This is a genomic window from Xanthomonas sp. AC360, assembly GCF_979258225.1.
Map to the genome: position 1 here is coordinate 3,597,516 of NZ_OZ409846.1, position 17,388 is coordinate 3,614,903.

Annotated in this window: 10 protein-coding genes and 1 pseudogene; 5 read left to right on the plus strand and 6 right to left on the minus strand. The window is 65.1% G+C overall.

The features are described from left to right. Positions 1 to 709 precede the first annotated feature (709 nt). Positions 710 to 2,665, minus strand: a complete 1,956-nt coding sequence (locus ACZZ0O_RS15495) for a PhoX family protein (protein ID WP_311240483.1) — start codon at positions 2,663 to 2,665, stop codon at positions 710 to 712. Positions 2,666 to 3,100: 435 nt separating this feature from the next. On the opposite strand from ACZZ0O_RS15495, the gene ACZZ0O_RS15500 reads away from it, so the two are divergent. Together ACZZ0O_RS15500 and ACZZ0O_RS15505 are read left to right on the plus strand one after the other, a co-directional pair. Next, a complete protein-coding gene (locus ACZZ0O_RS15500) occupies positions 3,101 to 5,713 on the plus strand; it encodes a glycoside hydrolase family 3 protein (protein WP_463591197.1) in 2,613 nt (870 codons plus the stop codon). A 259-nt stretch (positions 5,714 to 5,972) separates the two neighbouring features. After that, positions 5,973 to 7,535, plus strand: coding sequence for a sodium/sugar symporter (locus tag ACZZ0O_RS15505; RefSeq protein ID WP_055854870.1), 1,563 nt, complete (start codon positions 5,973 to 5,975; stop codon positions 7,533 to 7,535). 205 nt (positions 7,536 to 7,740) lie between these two features. On the opposite strand, the gene ACZZ0O_RS15510 is transcribed toward ACZZ0O_RS15505, so the two are convergent. Continuing rightward, positions 7,741 to 9,594 (minus strand): putative bifunctional diguanylate cyclase/phosphodiesterase, encoded by a 1,854-nt coding sequence (locus ACZZ0O_RS15510; RefSeq protein ID WP_463591198.1) that lies wholly within the window; start codon positions 9,592 to 9,594, stop codon positions 7,741 to 7,743. A gap of 426 nt (positions 9,595 to 10,020) precedes the next feature. Between ACZZ0O_RS15510 and ACZZ0O_RS15515 the strand changes: the two genes are divergently transcribed. Next, on the plus strand, positions 10,021 to 11,013 hold the full coding sequence (locus tag ACZZ0O_RS15515) for a glycoside hydrolase family 5 protein (protein WP_323523416.1): 993 nt from the start codon (positions 10,021 to 10,023) through the stop codon (positions 11,011 to 11,013). Between the two features lie 53 nt (positions 11,014 to 11,066). On the opposite strand, the gene ACZZ0O_RS15520 is transcribed toward ACZZ0O_RS15515, so the two are convergent. After that, on the minus strand, positions 11,067 to 11,633 hold the full coding sequence (locus ACZZ0O_RS15520; protein ID WP_055854817.1) for a response regulator transcription factor: 567 nt from the start codon (positions 11,631 to 11,633) through the stop codon (positions 11,067 to 11,069). Continuing rightward, on the minus strand, positions 11,630 to 12,856 hold the full coding sequence (locus ACZZ0O_RS15525) for an ATP-binding protein (protein WP_055854820.1): 1,227 nt from the start codon (positions 12,854 to 12,856) through the stop codon (positions 11,630 to 11,632). The genes ACZZ0O_RS15520 and ACZZ0O_RS15525 overlap by 4 nt, the downstream gene beginning before the upstream one ends. A gap of 120 nt (positions 12,857 to 12,976) precedes the next feature. On the opposite strand from ACZZ0O_RS15525, the gene ispG reads away from it, so the two are divergent. Together ispG and ACZZ0O_RS15535 are read left to right on the plus strand one after the other, a co-directional pair. Then, complete coding sequence (gene ispG / locus ACZZ0O_RS15530) at positions 12,977 to 14,242, plus strand: flavodoxin-dependent (E)-4-hydroxy-3-methylbut-2-enyl-diphosphate synthase (RefSeq protein ID WP_115511909.1); 1,266 nt, start codon at positions 12,977 to 12,979, stop codon at positions 14,240 to 14,242. Next, positions 14,223 to 14,922, plus strand: a pseudogene (locus ACZZ0O_RS15535) (phosphatase PAP2 family protein). The gene ispG and the pseudogene ACZZ0O_RS15535 overlap by 20 nt, the downstream one beginning before the upstream one ends. 133 nt (positions 14,923 to 15,055) lie before the next feature. Here the strand turns inward: ACZZ0O_RS15535 and ACZZ0O_RS15540 are convergent. Next, positions 15,056 to 16,360, minus strand: a complete 1,305-nt coding sequence (locus ACZZ0O_RS15540; protein ID WP_463591199.1) for an MFS transporter — start codon at positions 16,358 to 16,360, stop codon at positions 15,056 to 15,058. 162 nt (positions 16,361 to 16,522) lie between these two features. Continuing rightward, positions 16,523 to 17,200 (minus strand): aspartate/glutamate racemase family protein, encoded by a 678-nt coding sequence (locus ACZZ0O_RS15545; protein ID WP_463592465.1) that lies wholly within the window; start codon positions 17,198 to 17,200, stop codon positions 16,523 to 16,525. Between the last annotated feature and the right edge of the window lie 188 nt (positions 17,201 to 17,388).

Below are 17,388 nucleotides of genomic sequence, written 5' to 3' on the forward strand. Positions count from 1 at the left end.
CTTGCCCGCCCACCCTCGCGGGACACGCCGTGAATCCGTCCCTGGAGGCTCTTACGCGGCATCCATGCCGCGTAAGGTCCCGCGACGGTGGGCGGGCAAGGACCAGTCGGGAATGTCGGTCCGCATGGTGCAAGCAATGCGCGATGTATGTTGTTTGGATCACCGTGGTTTCTGTTAGCTTTCCAACGCAAGCCGAGCCACCAATAAGCTTTCAAAAAAGCAACCGACTAACTTTCTGGTGAGGGCACCGTGCCCTCGACTCACTCAGCTTTTGACTGTATCTAGACGCCTCTACCACTTAGATCCGTGGCTGCTTTTTCATCTTGTGTCTGGATGGAATGAGACAGTCGGATGGATCAAAAAACAGAGCGAATGATCTGCAGCGTGCAACACCACTGCATTCATTACTAGGCGAGTGCTCGCTACGTTGTGTCAGTCGCTCAACATCTGTGCCGCAGGCAGACCGCGATTGCACAGACGGGCGCCGATCTCCGAGCCTCGACAGGCATCGGTGTTGCAGAACAAACGCGTTGCCGAATTGCAAAAATGCAGATGGATTGGATTCAACGCATTGCGTTGTCCGCATGAGATAGCCGTACACCAGCGCCCCTTCGTGCAAGCGTCCGTCGCCCATCGCCCAGTTGAAACGACAGAAAGACGGTGCCGCTCGCAGCGCTTTGCCAGCACTGCGAGCGACGACAACCTGCGCTTACGCCTTGCTCAATTGCACCGCCACCGGGTCGCCGGTGAGATACCCCACCGCAGCGCCAAAGCGGTTCTTGTAATTGGCGCGCACCAGCGGGTCCAGGGTGGCCTTCACGGTGTCGTGCAGCGGGGTTTCCCAATCGCCGGGGTGCTGGAAGTTGCTCATCACGTAGGTCCAACCGTGGATCTGGTCGACCGCATGCAGCCCGGTGGATTCGGCGCCTGCCGGCACCGACAGCACGCGTGTCAGTGCGCCGCTGTCCACGTTGTAGGCCCACAGGAAGTTGTTGACGTGCAGGCTGCTGTCTTCGCCGATGAACAAGGTGCGCAGCGCTTCGGAGAACTTGAGATTGTCCGGGTTGGCCAGGCGTTCCGAGTCGGCGAGATTGCCCAGCGCGTCGGCGCTGGCCAGGTCATGGCCGGTGAGCGCGGCCGGGGCGGCCATGTCGATCGGTACCCAGTCGCTGTGGATTGTCGCACCGTGGCTGTCGCGCTGGCCGCCGCGTAGATTCAATGCGTACACCGCGCCGGATTCCGGGCCTTGCACTTTCACGTCGCCCGAGCCGTTGAGCATGCTGGTGACGATGTAGGACATCGCCATGTAGGCGACCTTGTCCTTTGCATTGACGGTGGTGCCTTCGAGCTTGGTAAAGCCCAGACTGCCGCCGGCCAATGCCGCGTAGCGGTGGGTTTCCAGATACGTGGCGGCCTTTTCCATGCCGGGCTTGATGCGGATCCAGTTGAAGGTGCCGTTGAACGGGATCTTGGTGAAGCTGGCATCGCCCGGGTCGCTCAGATGCACGTCGAGAATGTCGTCGGCGGTAAGGCGGTCGGCCATCGCCTGGATCTCGGCGCTGGTGGCGTGGCCCAACTTGATCCAGCTCAGCGTGGCCGCACCCGGGCCGATGCCCGAGGTCTGGTGCCACTTGCCGACATACAAGGTGCCAGCCGACAGGTCGGCCTTGCGGTCGGCGATGAACATGAAAAGCCCGCCATTGGTGGCGTCGTCGCCCATCAGCACGGTGCGTTGGTCTGGCATTACCTGCACCAGTTCGTGCGAGATGCGGCCCAGGCAGTAGTGCTTGCGCACGCTCCCGGTGCCATCCGGGTGCACGGTGATCTCCGGCAGGTGGCCGTAGTGATACGGGTTGGCCTTGGTCGGGTCGCCGTAGAGATGCGTGCTGTAGCTGCGGAACTGGGTATTGCTGGCCAGCGCGGTGGCGTCGGGTTCGTACTCTTCGCTGGACAGGTGGGTATTCCACGGCGACAGGCTGGCGCCGCAGGTGGTCCATAGCCCGTGCACCGGGGCGGTGTCGACGTTGTGGTACTTCACCAGCGACAGCTTGCCGGTGGCTGGGTCCTGGTCCAGCGTCAGCACCGCGATCGGCGCGGGTAGATGGCGATTGGTGTCGTTGCCGGCCTGGTCGCGGGTGGTGTATTCGAACTGCACCACCGCAAACACGTGATTGCCCTTGACTCCGGTCACCTTGGCATTGGGCAGGGTCAGCAGCGACGAGCCGTCCGGGCAGTCGGAAAAGAACGGGCGCTCGGCGCCGGGTTTGGAACGGTCGATGATGGGGCGATGCTGGATGTCGTAATAGCCGCCGGCCAGCACGGTGCCGCCCTTGCCGTCGGGCACTTGATCGCCGGTGACGAAGAACGGGTGGTAGGCCAATGCGTAGCGCTGGGTGCTGCCGTCGCTGCGGGCCACGGTCAGCGCCGAACCCACCGTGGTGGTGGCCATCGCGGCCGGGTTGGCCAGGCTGGGCGCAGGCATGCCATGGAAGGTGGCCGAGACCAGACGGGTGGGGTTTTCCGATGGCCGCAACCCACGCGCGGCCATGGCGGCACCGCCAAGTTGCTGGAGCGCGGCGGCGCTGGCGCTGCCGAGCGGCAACAGGGGAACGGCCGCCAGCAGTTGCATGAGGCGGCGACGGGAGGGGTCAGGGGAGGCAGACATCGGAACTCCAGGCAAAGACAACGATCAACGATGGCCGGTGGCGCATCGGCAAGCGGGTCACGCTAGGCCCGGGATATGACAGTTGTTTGACGGCGAGCTCACCCGTTGGCGTCGGTTCGGATGCCGCGCGCAAAGCGGGTGCGGCCAGTCCGCTGCGAGGTGCGGCGCCTGCGCAGTGCGGCCCGCGCCCGGTGGTGCGATGCAGCAAAGTACGAGATGGGCCAAGGCCAAGCGGCGCGCCGGATTTGGCGATTTTCCGTGGTTTGACAGGTGCTGTCGGTATTCCAAGGCTATAGCCCCGGCCAATAAGTTGGCCGTCATTCGGCATACGGGCGAGCGTGGTTGACAGGGTAGGGGAATCACGCAAGCGTACGCCGCCTAATGGCCTGCGGCGCAACGCATCGCCGTGGGAGAACCACCCTGGAGACCCGGATCTTGGACATGCTGCTTCGCCGTACCACCGCGCCCGTCGCGCGCCGCGCCCTCTCTCTGGCTACCGCTGCGGCGGTGCTGATGCTGGCTGCCTGCCAAGGCAAGGACGCCACCGCCGAGGCCAGCAAGACCGCGCCGGCCGCAGCGCCTGCCGAAGCGTCTACCACCATCCATCCGGACCAGTGGCCGTCGCCGAAGTGGCCGTTTGCTCAGGATGCGGCGCTGGAGCAGCGCGTCACCGACGTGATGGCCAAGATGAGCGTGGAAGAGAAGGTCGCCCAGACCATCCAGGGCGACATCGCCAGCCTGACCCCGGACGATGTGCGCAAGTACCGCCTCGGCTCGGTGCTGGCCGGCGGCAACTCCGATCCCGGCGGTAAGTACAATGCCAGCCCGGCCGAGTGGCTGAAGCTGGCCGACGCCTTTTATGAGGCGTCGATGGACACCTCCAAGGGCGGCAACGCGATTCCGATCATCTTCGGGATCGATGCGGTGCACGGCCAGAGCAACATCGTCGGCGCCACGCTGTTCCCGCACAACATCGGCTTAGGGGCCACGCGCAACCCGGAGCTGATCAAGAAGATTGGCGAAGTGACCGCCGCCGAAACCCGCGTCACCGGCATGGAGTGGACCTTCGCGCCCACCGTCGCGGTACCGCAGGACGACCGCTGGGGCCGCAGTTACGAAGGCTATTCCGAGTCACCGGATGTGGTGGCCAGCTTCGCCGGCAAGATGGTCGAAGGCGTGCAGGGCATTCCGGGCACCCCGCAGTTTCTGGACGGCAGCCACGTGATTTCGTCGGTGAAGCACTTCGTCGGCGACGGCGGCACCACCGACGGCAAGGATCAGGGCGACACCAAGGTGTCCGAAGCCACCATGCGCGACATCCACGCCGCCGGTTATCCGCCGGCGATTGCGGCCGGCGCGCAGACAGTGATGGCCTCGTTCAACAGCTTCAACGGCGAAAAGATGCACGGCAACAAGGTCATGCTGACCGACGTGCTGAAGGGCCGCATGAACTTCGGTGGCTTCGTGGTTGGCGACTGGAACGGCCAGGGCCAGGTCAAGGGCTGCACCAACGACAACTGCCCGGCCTCGTTCATTGCCGGTGTCGACATGGCGATGGCTGCCGACAGCTGGAAGGGCATCTACGACACCGAACTGGCGGCAGTGAAGTCCGGCCAGATTTCGGCCGAGCGCCTGGACGATGCGGTGCGTCGCATCCTGCGCGTCAAGCTGCGCCTGGGCCTATTCGAAGCCGGCAAGCCGTCCAAGCGCCCGCTCGGCGGCAAGTACGAATTGCTGGGCGCGCCGGAACATCGCGCCATCGCCCGTCAGGCGGTGCGCGAGTCGCTGGTGCTGCTGAAGAACCAGGCCGGCATCCTGCCGCTGGATCCGAAGAAGCGTGTGCTGGTGGTCGGCGATGGCGCCAACGACATGGGCAAGCAGTCCGGTGGTTGGACGCTGAACTGGCAGGGCACCGGCACCAAGCGCAGCGACTACCCCAACGGCAACACCATCTGGGAAGGTCTGGACAAGCAGATCAAGGCCGCCGGCGGCACCGCCGAGCTGGCCGTGGATGGCGCCTACAAGACCAAGCCGGATGTGGCGGTGGTGGTGTTCGGCGAAAACCCGTACGCCGAATTCCAGGGCGACATCGCCACGTTGCTGTACAAGCCGGGCGACGACAGCGAGCTGGCCTTGCTGAAGAAGTTCAAGGCCGAAGGCATTCCGGTGGTGGCGGTGTTCCTGAGCGGCCGTCCGCTGTGGATGAACCAGTACATCAACGTGGCCGATGCATTCGTCGCTGCGTGGCTGCCGGGTTCGGAAGGCGAGGGCCTGGCTGACGTGCTGCTGCGCAAGGCCGATGGCACGGTGCAGAACGATTTCAAGGGCAAGCTGAGCTTCTCCTGGCCCAAGACCGCAGTGCAGTTCGCCAACAACGTGGGCCAGAAGGATTACGACCCGCAGTTCAAGTTCGGTTTCGGCCTGACCTATGCCGACAAGGGCGACCTGGCCGCACTGCCGGAAGACTCCGGCGTGTCCGGCGAGCAGTCGGTGGGCGGGGTGTACTTCGTCCGCGGCAAGCCGGCGCTCGGCATTGCGATGCAGCTGTCCAACGCGGGCCAGGCCAACATGCCGGCGACCACGCTGCCGGTGGGCCTGTCCGACGGCAGCCTGAAGATGAGCGCGGTCGACCACAAGGCGCAGGAAGACGCGCGGCGTTTGGTGTGGTCCGGTGCCAAGACCGCCAGCGTGCTGCTGGTGTCCGGCAAGCCGGTGAATGTCTCGCGTGAGAGCAACGGCGATGTGCAGCTGCAGCTGACCGTGCGCCGCGACAGCGCAGTGACCGCGCCGGTGTGGCTGGGCGTGGGCTGCGGCGACAAGTGCGGCGGTCGCGTCGATGCGCAGAAGACCCTGGCCGCACTGCCGCAAGGCCAGTGGAAAGTGGTCGGAATCCCGCTCAAGTGCTTTGCCAAGGCAGGTGCCGACGTCACCAAACTGACCCAGGTCGCCAGCATCGAAAGCGGTGCGGCACTGGATCTGGCGGTGTCGAAGATCGCGCTGGGCGCGCTCAACGAAGCCGACGTCGCGGTGGACTGCGCGGTCAAGTAATCCCCATGCCCGGAGGCACGCTTCCGGGCACGGTGCAGGTCAAGCGAAACAGGTGCGTCGCCGCTTCCGGCGACGTCTCAAAGCGGCCACCGATCGCGGTGGTGCCATCAGCCGCCGCGGGGGCGGTGTTGTCGATCGGCCGGGATGGCCTGCAGACGCGGTTCGCCGCGCTGCCATTGCGCACCTGGTGCGCGGCGGCGGCATTCTGCAGCCCTGCCTGATCGTCGGCGCATACCCCAGAGCCAGACAGGAGAGTGCAGTGGGTTTGGCGACGTTGGATATCGTGATTGTGCTGGTCTACCTGACCGGCATCTTCGTGCTCGCGCAGTGGGTGTCGCGCGAGAAGGCAGGCCACAGCAAGAGCGCCGAGGATTACTTCCTGGCCAGCAAGTCGTTGCCGTGGTGGGCGATCGGCGCTTCGCTGATTGCCGCGAATATTTCTGCCGAACAGATCATCGGCATGGCCGGCTCCGGCTATGCGATCGGCTTGGCGATTGCGTCCTACGAATGGATGGCGGCGTTGACGCTGCTGATCGTCGGCAAGTTCTTCCTGCCGATCTTCCTGCGCAACGGCATCTACACCATGCCGCAGTTCCTGGAGCAGCGTTACGGCAAGTGGATACGCACGCTGATGGCGGTGTTCTGGCTGCTGCTGTACGTGTTCGTCAATCTCACCTCGATCCTGTGGCTGGGGTCGATCGCCGTCAGCCAGGTCACCGGCATGGACCAGACCCTGGCGCTGACGCTGATCGGCGTGTTTGCGCTGGTCTATCAGCTGTATGGCGGGCTGAAGGCGGTTGCCCTGACCGATATCGTGCAGGTCACCCTGCTGGTGCTGGGCGGGCTGCTGGTGGCCGGGCTGACGCTGGCGCGGATCGGCGATGGCGCCGGCGTGCTGGCTGGCTTCAAGCAGTTGTGGGCCGCGCACCCCGAGCACTTCCACATGATCCTGACCAAGGACAACCCGTTCTACAAGGATCTGCCGGGCCTGAGCGTGCTGCTCGGCGGGCTGTGGGTGATGAACATCAGCTACTGGGGCTTCAACCAGTACATCATCCAGCGCGCGCTGGCCGCCAAGAACATCGGCGAAGCGCAGAAGGGCATGGTGTTTGCGGCGTTTTTGAAGCTGCTAATGCCGCTGGTGATCGTGGTGCCGGGCATTGCCGCGGTGGTGCTGGCGCCGGATCTGGCCAAGCCCGATCAGGCCTATCCGACCATGATGCAGTTGCTGCCGACCGGCATCCTGGGTCTGGTGTTTGCGGCGTTGGTCGCGGCGATCGTGGCGTCGCTGGCATCGAAGATTAATTCGGTGGCGACCATCTTTACCCTGGATTTCTACGCCAAGTTCCGCCCGCAGACCGAGCAGAAGCAGCTGGTGCGCGTGGGCCGGATCGTGGCCGCAGTGTCGGTGCTGATCGGCATCCTCACCGCGCGTCCGTTGCTGGGCAACTTCGATCAGGGCTTTCAGTTCATCCAGGAATTCACCGGCTTCTTTACGCCGGGCGTGGTGGTGATCTTCATGCTCGGCCTGTTCTGGAAGCGCGCCAACGAAGCAGGCGCGTTGACCGCAGCGATCGGCTCGGTGGTGCTGTCGTTCGCGCTGAAATTCGCCTGGCCGGAACTGCCGTTCATGGACCGCATCGGCGTGGTGTTCCTGGCCGCACTGGTGCTGGCGGTGGTGGTGTCGCTGATGACCGCACCCACCCAGGCACGTGACCTGATCCGTACCGACGATGTGGCCTACGGCACCACGCTGGGCTTCAAGATCGGCGCAGCCGGCGTGATCGCGATCCTGATCGTGCTGTACACGGTGTTCTGGTAAGTCAGGAAGTTGTTTGGAGTTGCCGACGCATCGTCTGTCGGCTGCTCCAGGGCTGAAAAACAACACGGCGCGACACTTCGGTGTCGCGCCGCGTTGCGTTACAGCGTTCGTCGCTGGCGTAGCAACCAGTGACAGTTACATTGCTGGCATGGCGAGCGGCTGCGGAGCGGCAGCGCGCGATGGCGCAGGCATCGGGTGCGCGTGCTTACACCCGCGCCGCAGCCAGGCTTGCTGCAAGCAACGTTGCCGGCGCGTTGAATTGCGCGTGCCACGGTGTCTGCAGCCAGGTTTCCAGTGCGGCGGCCGGCATTGGCTTGGCGATCCAGTAACCCTGGCCTTCGTCGCAGCCCCATGCGCGCAACTGCGCATACGCCTCGGCCGACTCGATGCCTTCGGCCACCACACGCTGGCCCAGGCTGTGGCCGAGCTGGATCATCGCCGGCACCAAGGTGCGGTCGGTGCGGTTGTCCGGCAGCGAGCGGATGAAGGATTGATCGATCTTCAGCGAGCTGGCCGGCAGCTGCTTGAGATAGCTGAAATTGCTGTAGCCGGTGCCGAAATCGTCGATGGCGATGTGCACGCCCAACGCGGCCACATCGGCCAGCTGTTCGGCCAGATGATCGGGGTGGCGGATCATCGCGCTTTCGGTGAATTCGATTTCCAGCCGGCGCGGGTCGAGCTTGTGACGTTCCAGCCCGCGTCGCAGCATGCCGGCAAAGCCGGGACGGTCCAGATCGGCCGCCGACACATTCAAGGCCAGGTTGAAGTCCAGGCCCTGCTGCTGCCAGCGCGCGGCCTGGGCGATGCCGTTATCGATGACCCATGCAGTGATGCGGTTGATCAGCGCGGTCTTTTCGGCCATCGGTATGAAGTCCGATGGCATCACCGGGCCGATCATCGGGTGCTGCCAGCGCAGCAGCGCTTCCACCGCCACACAGCGGTGATCGTTCAAGTCCACGCGCGGCTGGTAGTGCAGGCGCAGCTGGCTGGCGCTGTCCAGCGCGGCGGGCAGGGCGGCAAGCAGGCGAAAGGTGTTGCGCTGTGCCACGTCGTGCTTGCGCTCGTACATGCTCCACGCCAAGCAGCGCTCGCGCGACACGTCCACCGCAGTGGTCAGCGAGCGGATGGTGTCGGCCGCGCCGTAGCTGGTCTGCAGCGACACCGCGCCGATCGAGGCTACTGCGGTATGCGGGATGCCCTGGTGATCCAGCGGCTCGGCAAACGCCTTGGACACCTTGTTGCACAGGCTGGACAGGCGTTGGCTTTCGGCCTGGGTGAGGAAGCCGAAGGTGGTCGGGTCCAGCCGGTACAGCACCGTGGTGGCAGGCAGATACGCGGCCAGGCGACGCTGCGCCAGCGCGACATACCCGTCGGCGTAGTCCCAGCCCAGCGCCTTGACCATGTCGCGGAAATAGTCGCTGCCGCAGATGTCCACCGCCACCGCAGTGGTGGTCGATGCGGTATCGCGCTGCAACAGCCAGGCATCCAGATCTTCGCCAAAGCGCGAACGATTCGGCAGCCCGGTCGACCCGTCGCGATAGGTGGTGCTGCGTAGGTTTTCCACCCGCAGCACGGCCAGATCGCGCAGGTCCTGCAGATGCGTCAAGGCGTCCGCATCCAGACCTTCGCGCGGGCTGGTGCCGATCACGCACAGGGTGCCGATGCGGTGACCATCGCGCAGCCGCAACGGCGCGCCTGCGTAGAAGCGGATGAAGGGCGGGCCCAGCACCAGCGGGTTGTCGCAGAAACGCGGATCCAGGTGCGCATCCGGTACCACCATTACCTCGTCCGAGCGGATCGCATGCGCGCAAAACGCCTGGTCGCGCGGAGTTTCCGGTGCATCCAGACCGACACGCGCCTTGAACCACTGGCGATGTTCGTCCACCAGCGACACCAGCGCGATCTCCGCGCCCAGGCTGCGCGCTGCCATCGCGGCAATGGTTTCGAACATCGGGTCCGGCGGCGAATCCAGCAGGCACAGGCCGCGTAGAACGGCCAGACGGGTGGCTTCGTCGGACATGGAGGTCGCTTCAGTATCGGAGGTGGGTACGGATTGCATGTGGCTCTATCGGCCTCGGCCGTATCCACTTGACGCGACCGTGCTGGCTTATTCAGCTGCCAGCAGCGCAACGGCATGCTGCAGCGCGGCGGATGGAGCGCGCGCGGTGTTGTTGCTGCTCACGCGGCAGATCCGGTTTTCGCGCTGCAGCACGCGAGTGCGCACTGCCGCGCACCGCCAGTGCGTTGCGCTGTCAGGCTGGGCGCGTCGTCATGCCGACACCGCAACGCGCTTGAACACACGGAAGTTAACGTTACCAGCGGGCTGGTGCCTGGTCTGCGCGCTCGGTCTGCATCCCGCAATTTTTTCGGATCTGTGAACCAGCCGCAGATCGCGCCCGCCGGCCACCGGCACGGTTGGGCGCACGTGGGCCGGGCATGCGAGTGCGTGTCGGCGCGCCCGCGCTACCCACTCCTGGAGCCGATCATGAAGATCTTTAATCGTCTGGCGCAGCGCCTGGTGCTGCTGGTCGCCGGTCTTGCGCTGGCTTCGGCCGCGCACGCCGGCCTGTCCGTGTCCGGTACACAGTTGCGAGAGACCAACGGCAACACGCTGGTCTTGCGTGGTATCAACCTGCCGCATGCCTGGTTTGCCGATCGCACCGATGCGGCGCTGGCGCAGATTGCCGCCACCGGTGCCAACAGCGTGCGCGTGGTGCTCAGCAGCGGCCACCGCTGGAACCGCACGCCGGAGGCGGAGGTGGCGCGCATCATCGCGCGCTGTAAGGCACTGGGCCTGATCGCCGTCCTGGAAGTGCACGACACCACCGGCTACGGCGAAGACGGCGCGGCAGGCACCCTGGCCGATGCCGCCAACTACTGGACCAGCGTGCGTGGCGCGCTGGTGGGGCAGGAGAACTACGTCATCCTCAATATCGGCAACGAACCGTTCGGCAACCGCCTCAGTGCCAGCGAATGGGTCACCGGCCATGCGCGTGCGATCGCCACGCTGCGCAATGCCGGCCTCACCCACGCGTTGATGGTGGATGCCCCCAACTGGGGCCAGGACTGGCAGTTCTACATGCGCGACAACGCTGCGGCGTTGCTGGCGCTCGACAGCCGCCGCAATCTGGTCTTCAGCGTGCACATGTACGAAGTGTTCGCTAACGATGCGACCGTGGACAGCTATCTGCGTGCGTTTCGCAGCAATGGACTGGCCTTGGTGGTCGGCGAATTCGGCGCCGACCATCGCGGCGCGCAGGTCGATGAAGCGGCGATCATGCGCCGTGCGCGCGAGTACAACGTCGGCTACATGGGCTGGTCGTGGTCGGGCAACGACAGCAGCACGCAATCGCTGGATATCGTGCTGGGCTGGGACCCGACGCGGCTTAGCAGCTGGGGTCGCACGCTGATTCAAGGCCCCGACGGCATCCGTGCAACCTCGCGCAGGGCCAGCGTGTTCGGTGCCAGGCAGCGCTGACGCAATGGTCGCGGCGACTGGATGCGCTTTGCCCGGGCGGCATCAGCGCCCGGTCAGCGTAATGGTCCAGGGCTGGGCCGCTTGGTCAGCTTGCGCTGCAGCGAGCGCCGATGCATGCCCAGCAAGCGTGCGGCAGCGGAGACGTTGCCGCCGGTTTCGTGCAGCGCCTGTTGGATGTGTTCCCACTGCAGGCGGCTGAGCGGGGTCATCATTTCCTGCGCGGTTTCTTCTTCGTTCGGCTCGGGCAGGTCGTCGTCTTCTTCGCCCAGCGCCCGCATGATGGTGGGGATATTGGCCGGCTTGGGCAGGTAGTCGTCGGCGCCGAGTTTGATCGCTTCCACTGCGGTGGCGATGCTGGCGTAGCCGGTCACCAGCAGGATGCGCATGTCGGCGCGGATCTCGCGCAGCGGCTGGATCAGGCTCAGGCCGGAATCGTGGCCGAGCTTGAGATCGACCAGCGCAAAATCCGGCAACGCGCTGCGCGCGATCGATAGCGCGCTTGCCGCATCGGTGGCGGTCAGGGTTTCCACGCCGCGCCGCGCCAGGCTGCGTTGCAAGGTGCGCAGGTACAAGGTGTCGTCGTCGATCAACAGACCGGTGCGGATCGGAGTGCTTGTCATGCCAAGGCCTCGTGTTCGGAAAGCGGCAGGCGGAAACCGACGCGGGCGCCGCTGCCTTCGGCGGGCAGCATCCACAACTCGCCCTGCAAACGCTCGACGGTGGCGTGCGACAGCGCCAGACCGACGCCCATGCCATCGTGCTTGCCGCTGTTGAACAAGGTACCCGGCAACATGGCTTGCGCGGTGTCGAAGCCAGGCCCGTAATCGCGGACTTCGCCACTGAGATGGTCGTGTTCCACCCGCAAGGTCAGATCGATCTGCGGGCGTCCGGCGCGTTCGCCGGCATCGGCGGCGTTGTTGAGCAGCACCATCAGCAGATGGCTGACGCCGGGCTGCAGCATCAGCCGCATCGGTGCGTCGTCGTTGCGCCGCAGTTCGATGGTGGGGCGCACCAGCCGCCATTGCTCCAGCACATCCTTCACTGCCACTTCGCGGCTCAAATGGCCGTTGTCGGCCGGCGCGGCCAGCGCCAATACGCGCTCGTGGCATTGCACCAGCAGCTCGCGCAAGGTGTCCAGATCTTCGCGCAGTTCGTTCTGATCGCACTGGTCGGCAATGTCGTCGACCAGCAGGGTCATCGTGGCCAGCGGCGTGTTGAGTTCGTGCGCCACCGACGCCGCATGCGTGGCCAGCGCGACGATGCCCTCATTACGGGCGAAGCGCTCGCGCAGGGTGGAGATTTCGCGCTCGCGCTCGCGCATCGACAATGCCAGCCGGGTGGCGAAGGCCAGCACCACCACCGTGGACAGCAGGAAGTTGGCCGCCATGCCCCACATGTGCAGACTGAGCGGGTCGAAGCTGCCGTACGGCAGCGGCAGGCCGAACGCGGCGCTGACCACATAGCCGGTCACGCACGACGCTGCCACGGCCATCGCCCAGCTCAGCGGCAGGGCCAGTGCGGCCAGCGCGATCAGCACCAGGAACAGCGAGCCGAACGGGTTGGCGATGCCGCCGCTCCAGCCCACCATCCAGGTCAGCACCGTCACATCGACCAGGATGTGGCCGAACTCGGTGGCCGGGCTCACCGCGCCGCGATGCGCCACGCGCAGCTGCGCATACAGGTTGAACACCGCCAGCGCTGCGACGCCGGCCCACAGCGGTTGTTGCGGCAGGTGCAAGCCCATCAGGCCGGAGGCGACCAGGATGGTGGCGGCCTGGCCGGCGGTGGCGAGCCAGCGCAGGCTACACAGGGTCCGCAGGAAGGAAGCGTCGGAGCTGTTCATCTGGGCAATGCTATGCGCTCAGGGACGTGATGGCCTGCGACAAACCGTCGCATCGGCCGGGATGGCGGCCCGCACGACGCTTCAGCTGTGAGCGGACGACGGACAGGCTAAAATAGCGCCATGTACGACGCCGTGACCCGCCCAACCCCTCCCGCCGACGCCACCGCCTGGCCGCGCCGCATCACCCAGGCCGTCAAGATCGGCAGCGTGATCGTGGGCGGCGGCCACCCGGTGGTCGTCCAGTCGATGACCAACACCGATACCGCCGACATCGCCGGTAGCGTCAAACAGGTGTCCGAACTGTGGCGCGCCGGCTCGGAGATGGTGCGTCTGACCGTCAACAACGCCGAGTCCGCCGCCGCCATCCCGCGCATCGTCGACAAGCTGCGCATGATGGGGATCGAAGTGCCGCTGATCGGCGACTTCCATTACAACGGCCACCAGCTGCTCGCTGCCGAGCCGGCCTGTGCCGAAGCGTTGGCCAAGTACCGCATCAATCCAGGCAACGTCGGGTTCGGCAAGAAGAAGGATCTGCAATTCGCGCAGCTGATCGAATTCGCAATCAAATACGACAAGCCAGTGCGCATCGGCGCCAACTGGGGCTCGCTGGACCAGTCGCTGGCCGCGCAGCTGATGGACGAAAATTCCAAGCGTGAGACGCCGTGGGACGCCAGCCGCGTATTGCGTGAGGCGCTGATCCGGTCTGCGGTGGATTCGGCCGAGCGTGCGGTGGAGCTGGGCTTGTCGCGCGAGCGCATTATCTTGTCGGCCAAGGTGTCCGGCGTGCAGGAGCTGATTGCGGTGTATCGCGACATGGCGACGCGCTGCGATTTCGCGCTGCACCTGGGCCTGACCGAGGCCGGCATCGGCAGCAAGGGCATCGTGGCCTCGGCCGCGGCGTTGAGCGTGCTGCTGCAGGAAGGCATCGGCGACACCATCCGCATTTCGTTGACGCCCGAGCCGGGCCAGTCGCGCACCCAGGAAGTGGTGGTCGCACAGGAACTGCTGCAGACCACCGGCCAACGCGCCTTCACCCCGATGGTCACTGCGTGCCCGGGCTGCGGCCGTACCACCTCCGAGTTCTTCCAGGAGTTGGCCGGCGTGGTGCAGAACCATGTGCGCGCCAAGATGCCGGAGTGGAAGATTTCCAACCCCGGCGCCGAGAACATGACCCTGGCGGTGATGGGCTGCGTGGTCAACGGCCCGGGCGAATCGCGCCACGCCAATATCGGCATCTCGTTGCCGGGCACGGGCGAAGCGCCGTCGGCGCCGGTGTTCATCGATGGCGAAAAAAGCGTCACCTTGCGTGGTGAAAACATCGCGTATGAATTCATCGATCTGATCGATCAGTACGTCGAACGCACGTATGTCCGCCGCGCCGGCTGAATCGCCGGCCGGTTTCAGCGTCTGGCTGCGCAACAATGCATGGCGCATGGCGCTGTTGTTTGCCGGGGTCCTGCTGCCGCTGGGTTTGTTCGTAGACCTGGCCGATGAAGTGCATGAGCTGGAAAACTTCTATTTCGACGAACCCTTGCTGTGGAGCATGCGCAGCATCGCAACGCCCGGGCTTGATGCGTTTTTCGGCGTGATTTCCAAGGTGGGCTACCAGTACGGCGTGATCCCGATCGATATCGCGATCGTTGTGGTGTTGTTGGCGCTGCGGCGCTGGCGCGAGGGCACCTTTGCGGCACTGGGATTTGCTGGTTCGGCGTTGTTGAACATGGGCGCCAAGCAGTTCTTTCAACGCGATCGGCCCAGTTTGTGGGAGTCGATCGCGCCGGAAAGCACGTTCAGTTTTCCCAGCTGGCCACGCGATGGGCTCGATGACGCTCGCCGCAGTGGTCATCGCGCTGGCATGGCGCACGCGCTGGCGTTGGCCGGTGACCATCGCCGCCAGTCTGTTCGCCGCGTTGGTGGGCATTTCGCGCATCTATCTAGGCGTGCATTACCCCTCCGACATCCTCGGCGGTTGGTCGGCGGCGTTGGTATGGGTGGTGGGGCTGTATCTGGTGATGTTCCGCGGCGCACGGCGGCCGCATTGGCGTCGTCCGGTCGTGTCGGGCTAAGCGAGGGTAACCGGGAGACTGCGCAATCGGCAGGCATGCGCGGCTGATGTTCGGTGCGGCATGTGCACGTTGTATTCGGTTGCTCCGCGCTGGCCGCCCCGGTCAACGATTGCTCGTTCTGTCAGATGCCGCTCTACGCAGACGGATGGCCGGCATGGTCCCGGCGCCAAAGCTGCAGTCCAACCGTCGTGCCGATCACTGCCAGTAACACCATGTAATAGCCTGGTCCCATGGGATGTTGCTTGGCCAGCATCACCACCAGCAGCGGTGTCAGCCCACCAAATACGGCATAGCCCAGGTTGTAGGCGAACGACACGCCGGACAGGCGCACTTCCGGCGGGAACACCCCAACCATGATGCGCGGGATCACCCCAAGCACGCCCAGTGCGGCGCCCAGTAGCGCATACAACGGAAACACCAGCTGTGGATCGCCGGCCAGGCGGTAGAACAACCATGCCGAAACGCCCAGCAGGACGCTGCCGATGAGCAGTACGCGCCCATTGCCGTAACGGTCGGCCAACGCACCGGCCACCACCGACCCCGCAGCCTGCAGCACGATCGCCAGACTATTGGCCTGCAGCGCCACTGCCGCCGTGTAGTGGTAACTGCTCTGCAACAGGCCAGGTGTCATCAACGACACCACCAGCACGCCGCCGGCCACCATCCAGGTCAATGCCAACGACAGCAGCACGCCAGGCCGATGATCGCGCAGCACCAGCTTGAGCGGGGTTTCGCGCGCCAGCGCACGCATGGCGACCAGTTCTGCGAACACCGGCGTCTCGTGCAGCCAGCGCCGCAAGTAGACCGATACCAGCCCGAATACGCCGCCCGCCAGGAACGGCAGCCGCCAGGCATAGTCGGCGATCTCGGCAGGGCTGAAGTGGCGGTTGAGGGTGCCGGCGCCCAGTGAGCCGAGCAATACGCCACCGGCCAGGCCGGCGGTCAGGGTGCCGCAGGCGAGTCCGGTGCGGTGCGCGGGGACATGCTCGGCGACGAACACCCAGGCGCTGGGCACCTCACCGCCGATTGCGGCACCCTGCAACAGGCGCGCGCCCAGCAGCAGCAGCGGCGCAGCGATGCCGATCTGCGCGTAGGTCGGCAACAGGCCGATGCACAGCGTTGGCAGCGCCATCAGCAGCAGGCTCAGGCCGAACATCCGTTTGCGACCGAGCAGGTCGCCGAAATGGGCCATCACCATGCCGCCGAGCGGACGCACCAGGTAACCGGCGGCAAAGATGCCGAAGGTCTGCAGCTGCCGCATCCACTCCGGGATGCCGGGAGGGAAGAACAATTCGCCCAGCACCGCGGCAAAAAAGATGAAAATGATGAAGTCGTACAGCTCCAGCGCACCGCCCAGCGCAGACAAGGCCAGCGTCTTGTAGTCGCCGCGTTTCAGATGCGGCTTCGGTGCAATGCCTGTGGATGGCTGGGTCTTCAAGGCGTGACATCCTGTAGCGGGTGATAGCGCATGCGTGTGGGCAGCAGTACAAGTGCAGGTAGCAATGCTAGCGCGCCAAGAGAGTCCAGCTTGCATGCTTGTATTGGATGGCACGTATGCTGTCTTCGGTAAACGCGCGGTGCCTGCACCCGTGGTAACGCATCAAGCGCGCAGGCTTGCCAACGCCGCTGCTTCGGCATGCAGCACGGTGGTATCGAACAGCGGCCGCGCTGCATCGCCGGCATCCACCAGCAATGAAATCTCGGTGCAGCCAAGCACGATCGCTTGCGCGCCTTGCCGGTCGAGTTCGGCCATGACCTGACGAAAATACGTGCGCGACCCGGCATCGATCACGCCCTGGCACAGCTCCTCGTAAATCACCCGATGCAATTCCGCGCGTGCATCGGCAGGCGGTATGACGACTGTCAGTCCACGTGCTTCCAGACGCTGACGATAGAACGGCTGCTCCATGGTGAAGCGCGTGCCGAGCAGGCCGACCTGGGTGATGCCTGCCGCGAGCAAAGCATCGGCGGTGGCATCGGCGATGTGCAACAACGGCAGTGGCGTTGCGGCGGTGATCGCATCGGCAACGCAGTGCATGGTGTTGGTGCACAGCACGATGAAGTCCGCGCCGCCAGCATGCAGAGCACGCGCGGCAGCCGCCATCTCGCGTCCTGCGCCTTCCCAGTCGCCGGCGTGCTGCAGGCGTTCGATGTCGTGGAAGTCGACGCTGTACAGCAACAATCGGGCCGAATGCAGCCCGCCACGTTCGCGGCGAATGGCCTGATTGATATGTCGGTAGTAGGGCAGGGTGGACTCCCAGCTCATGCCGCCGATCATCCCGATGGTTTTCACGAGCGGTCTCCTGGGTGCAACCGGGTTCGCCTGCATGGTCGCATACGGCCTCAGTCGCGTGACAGCAGTGCCAGATGGCCGCCGGGACCTGCTCGTGTGCCGCGACGTCACTGCCTTGAGTGTGGTGCGCATGATGACGGGTGAGACCAAGCGCACTGCGCGCGTATGCCCCA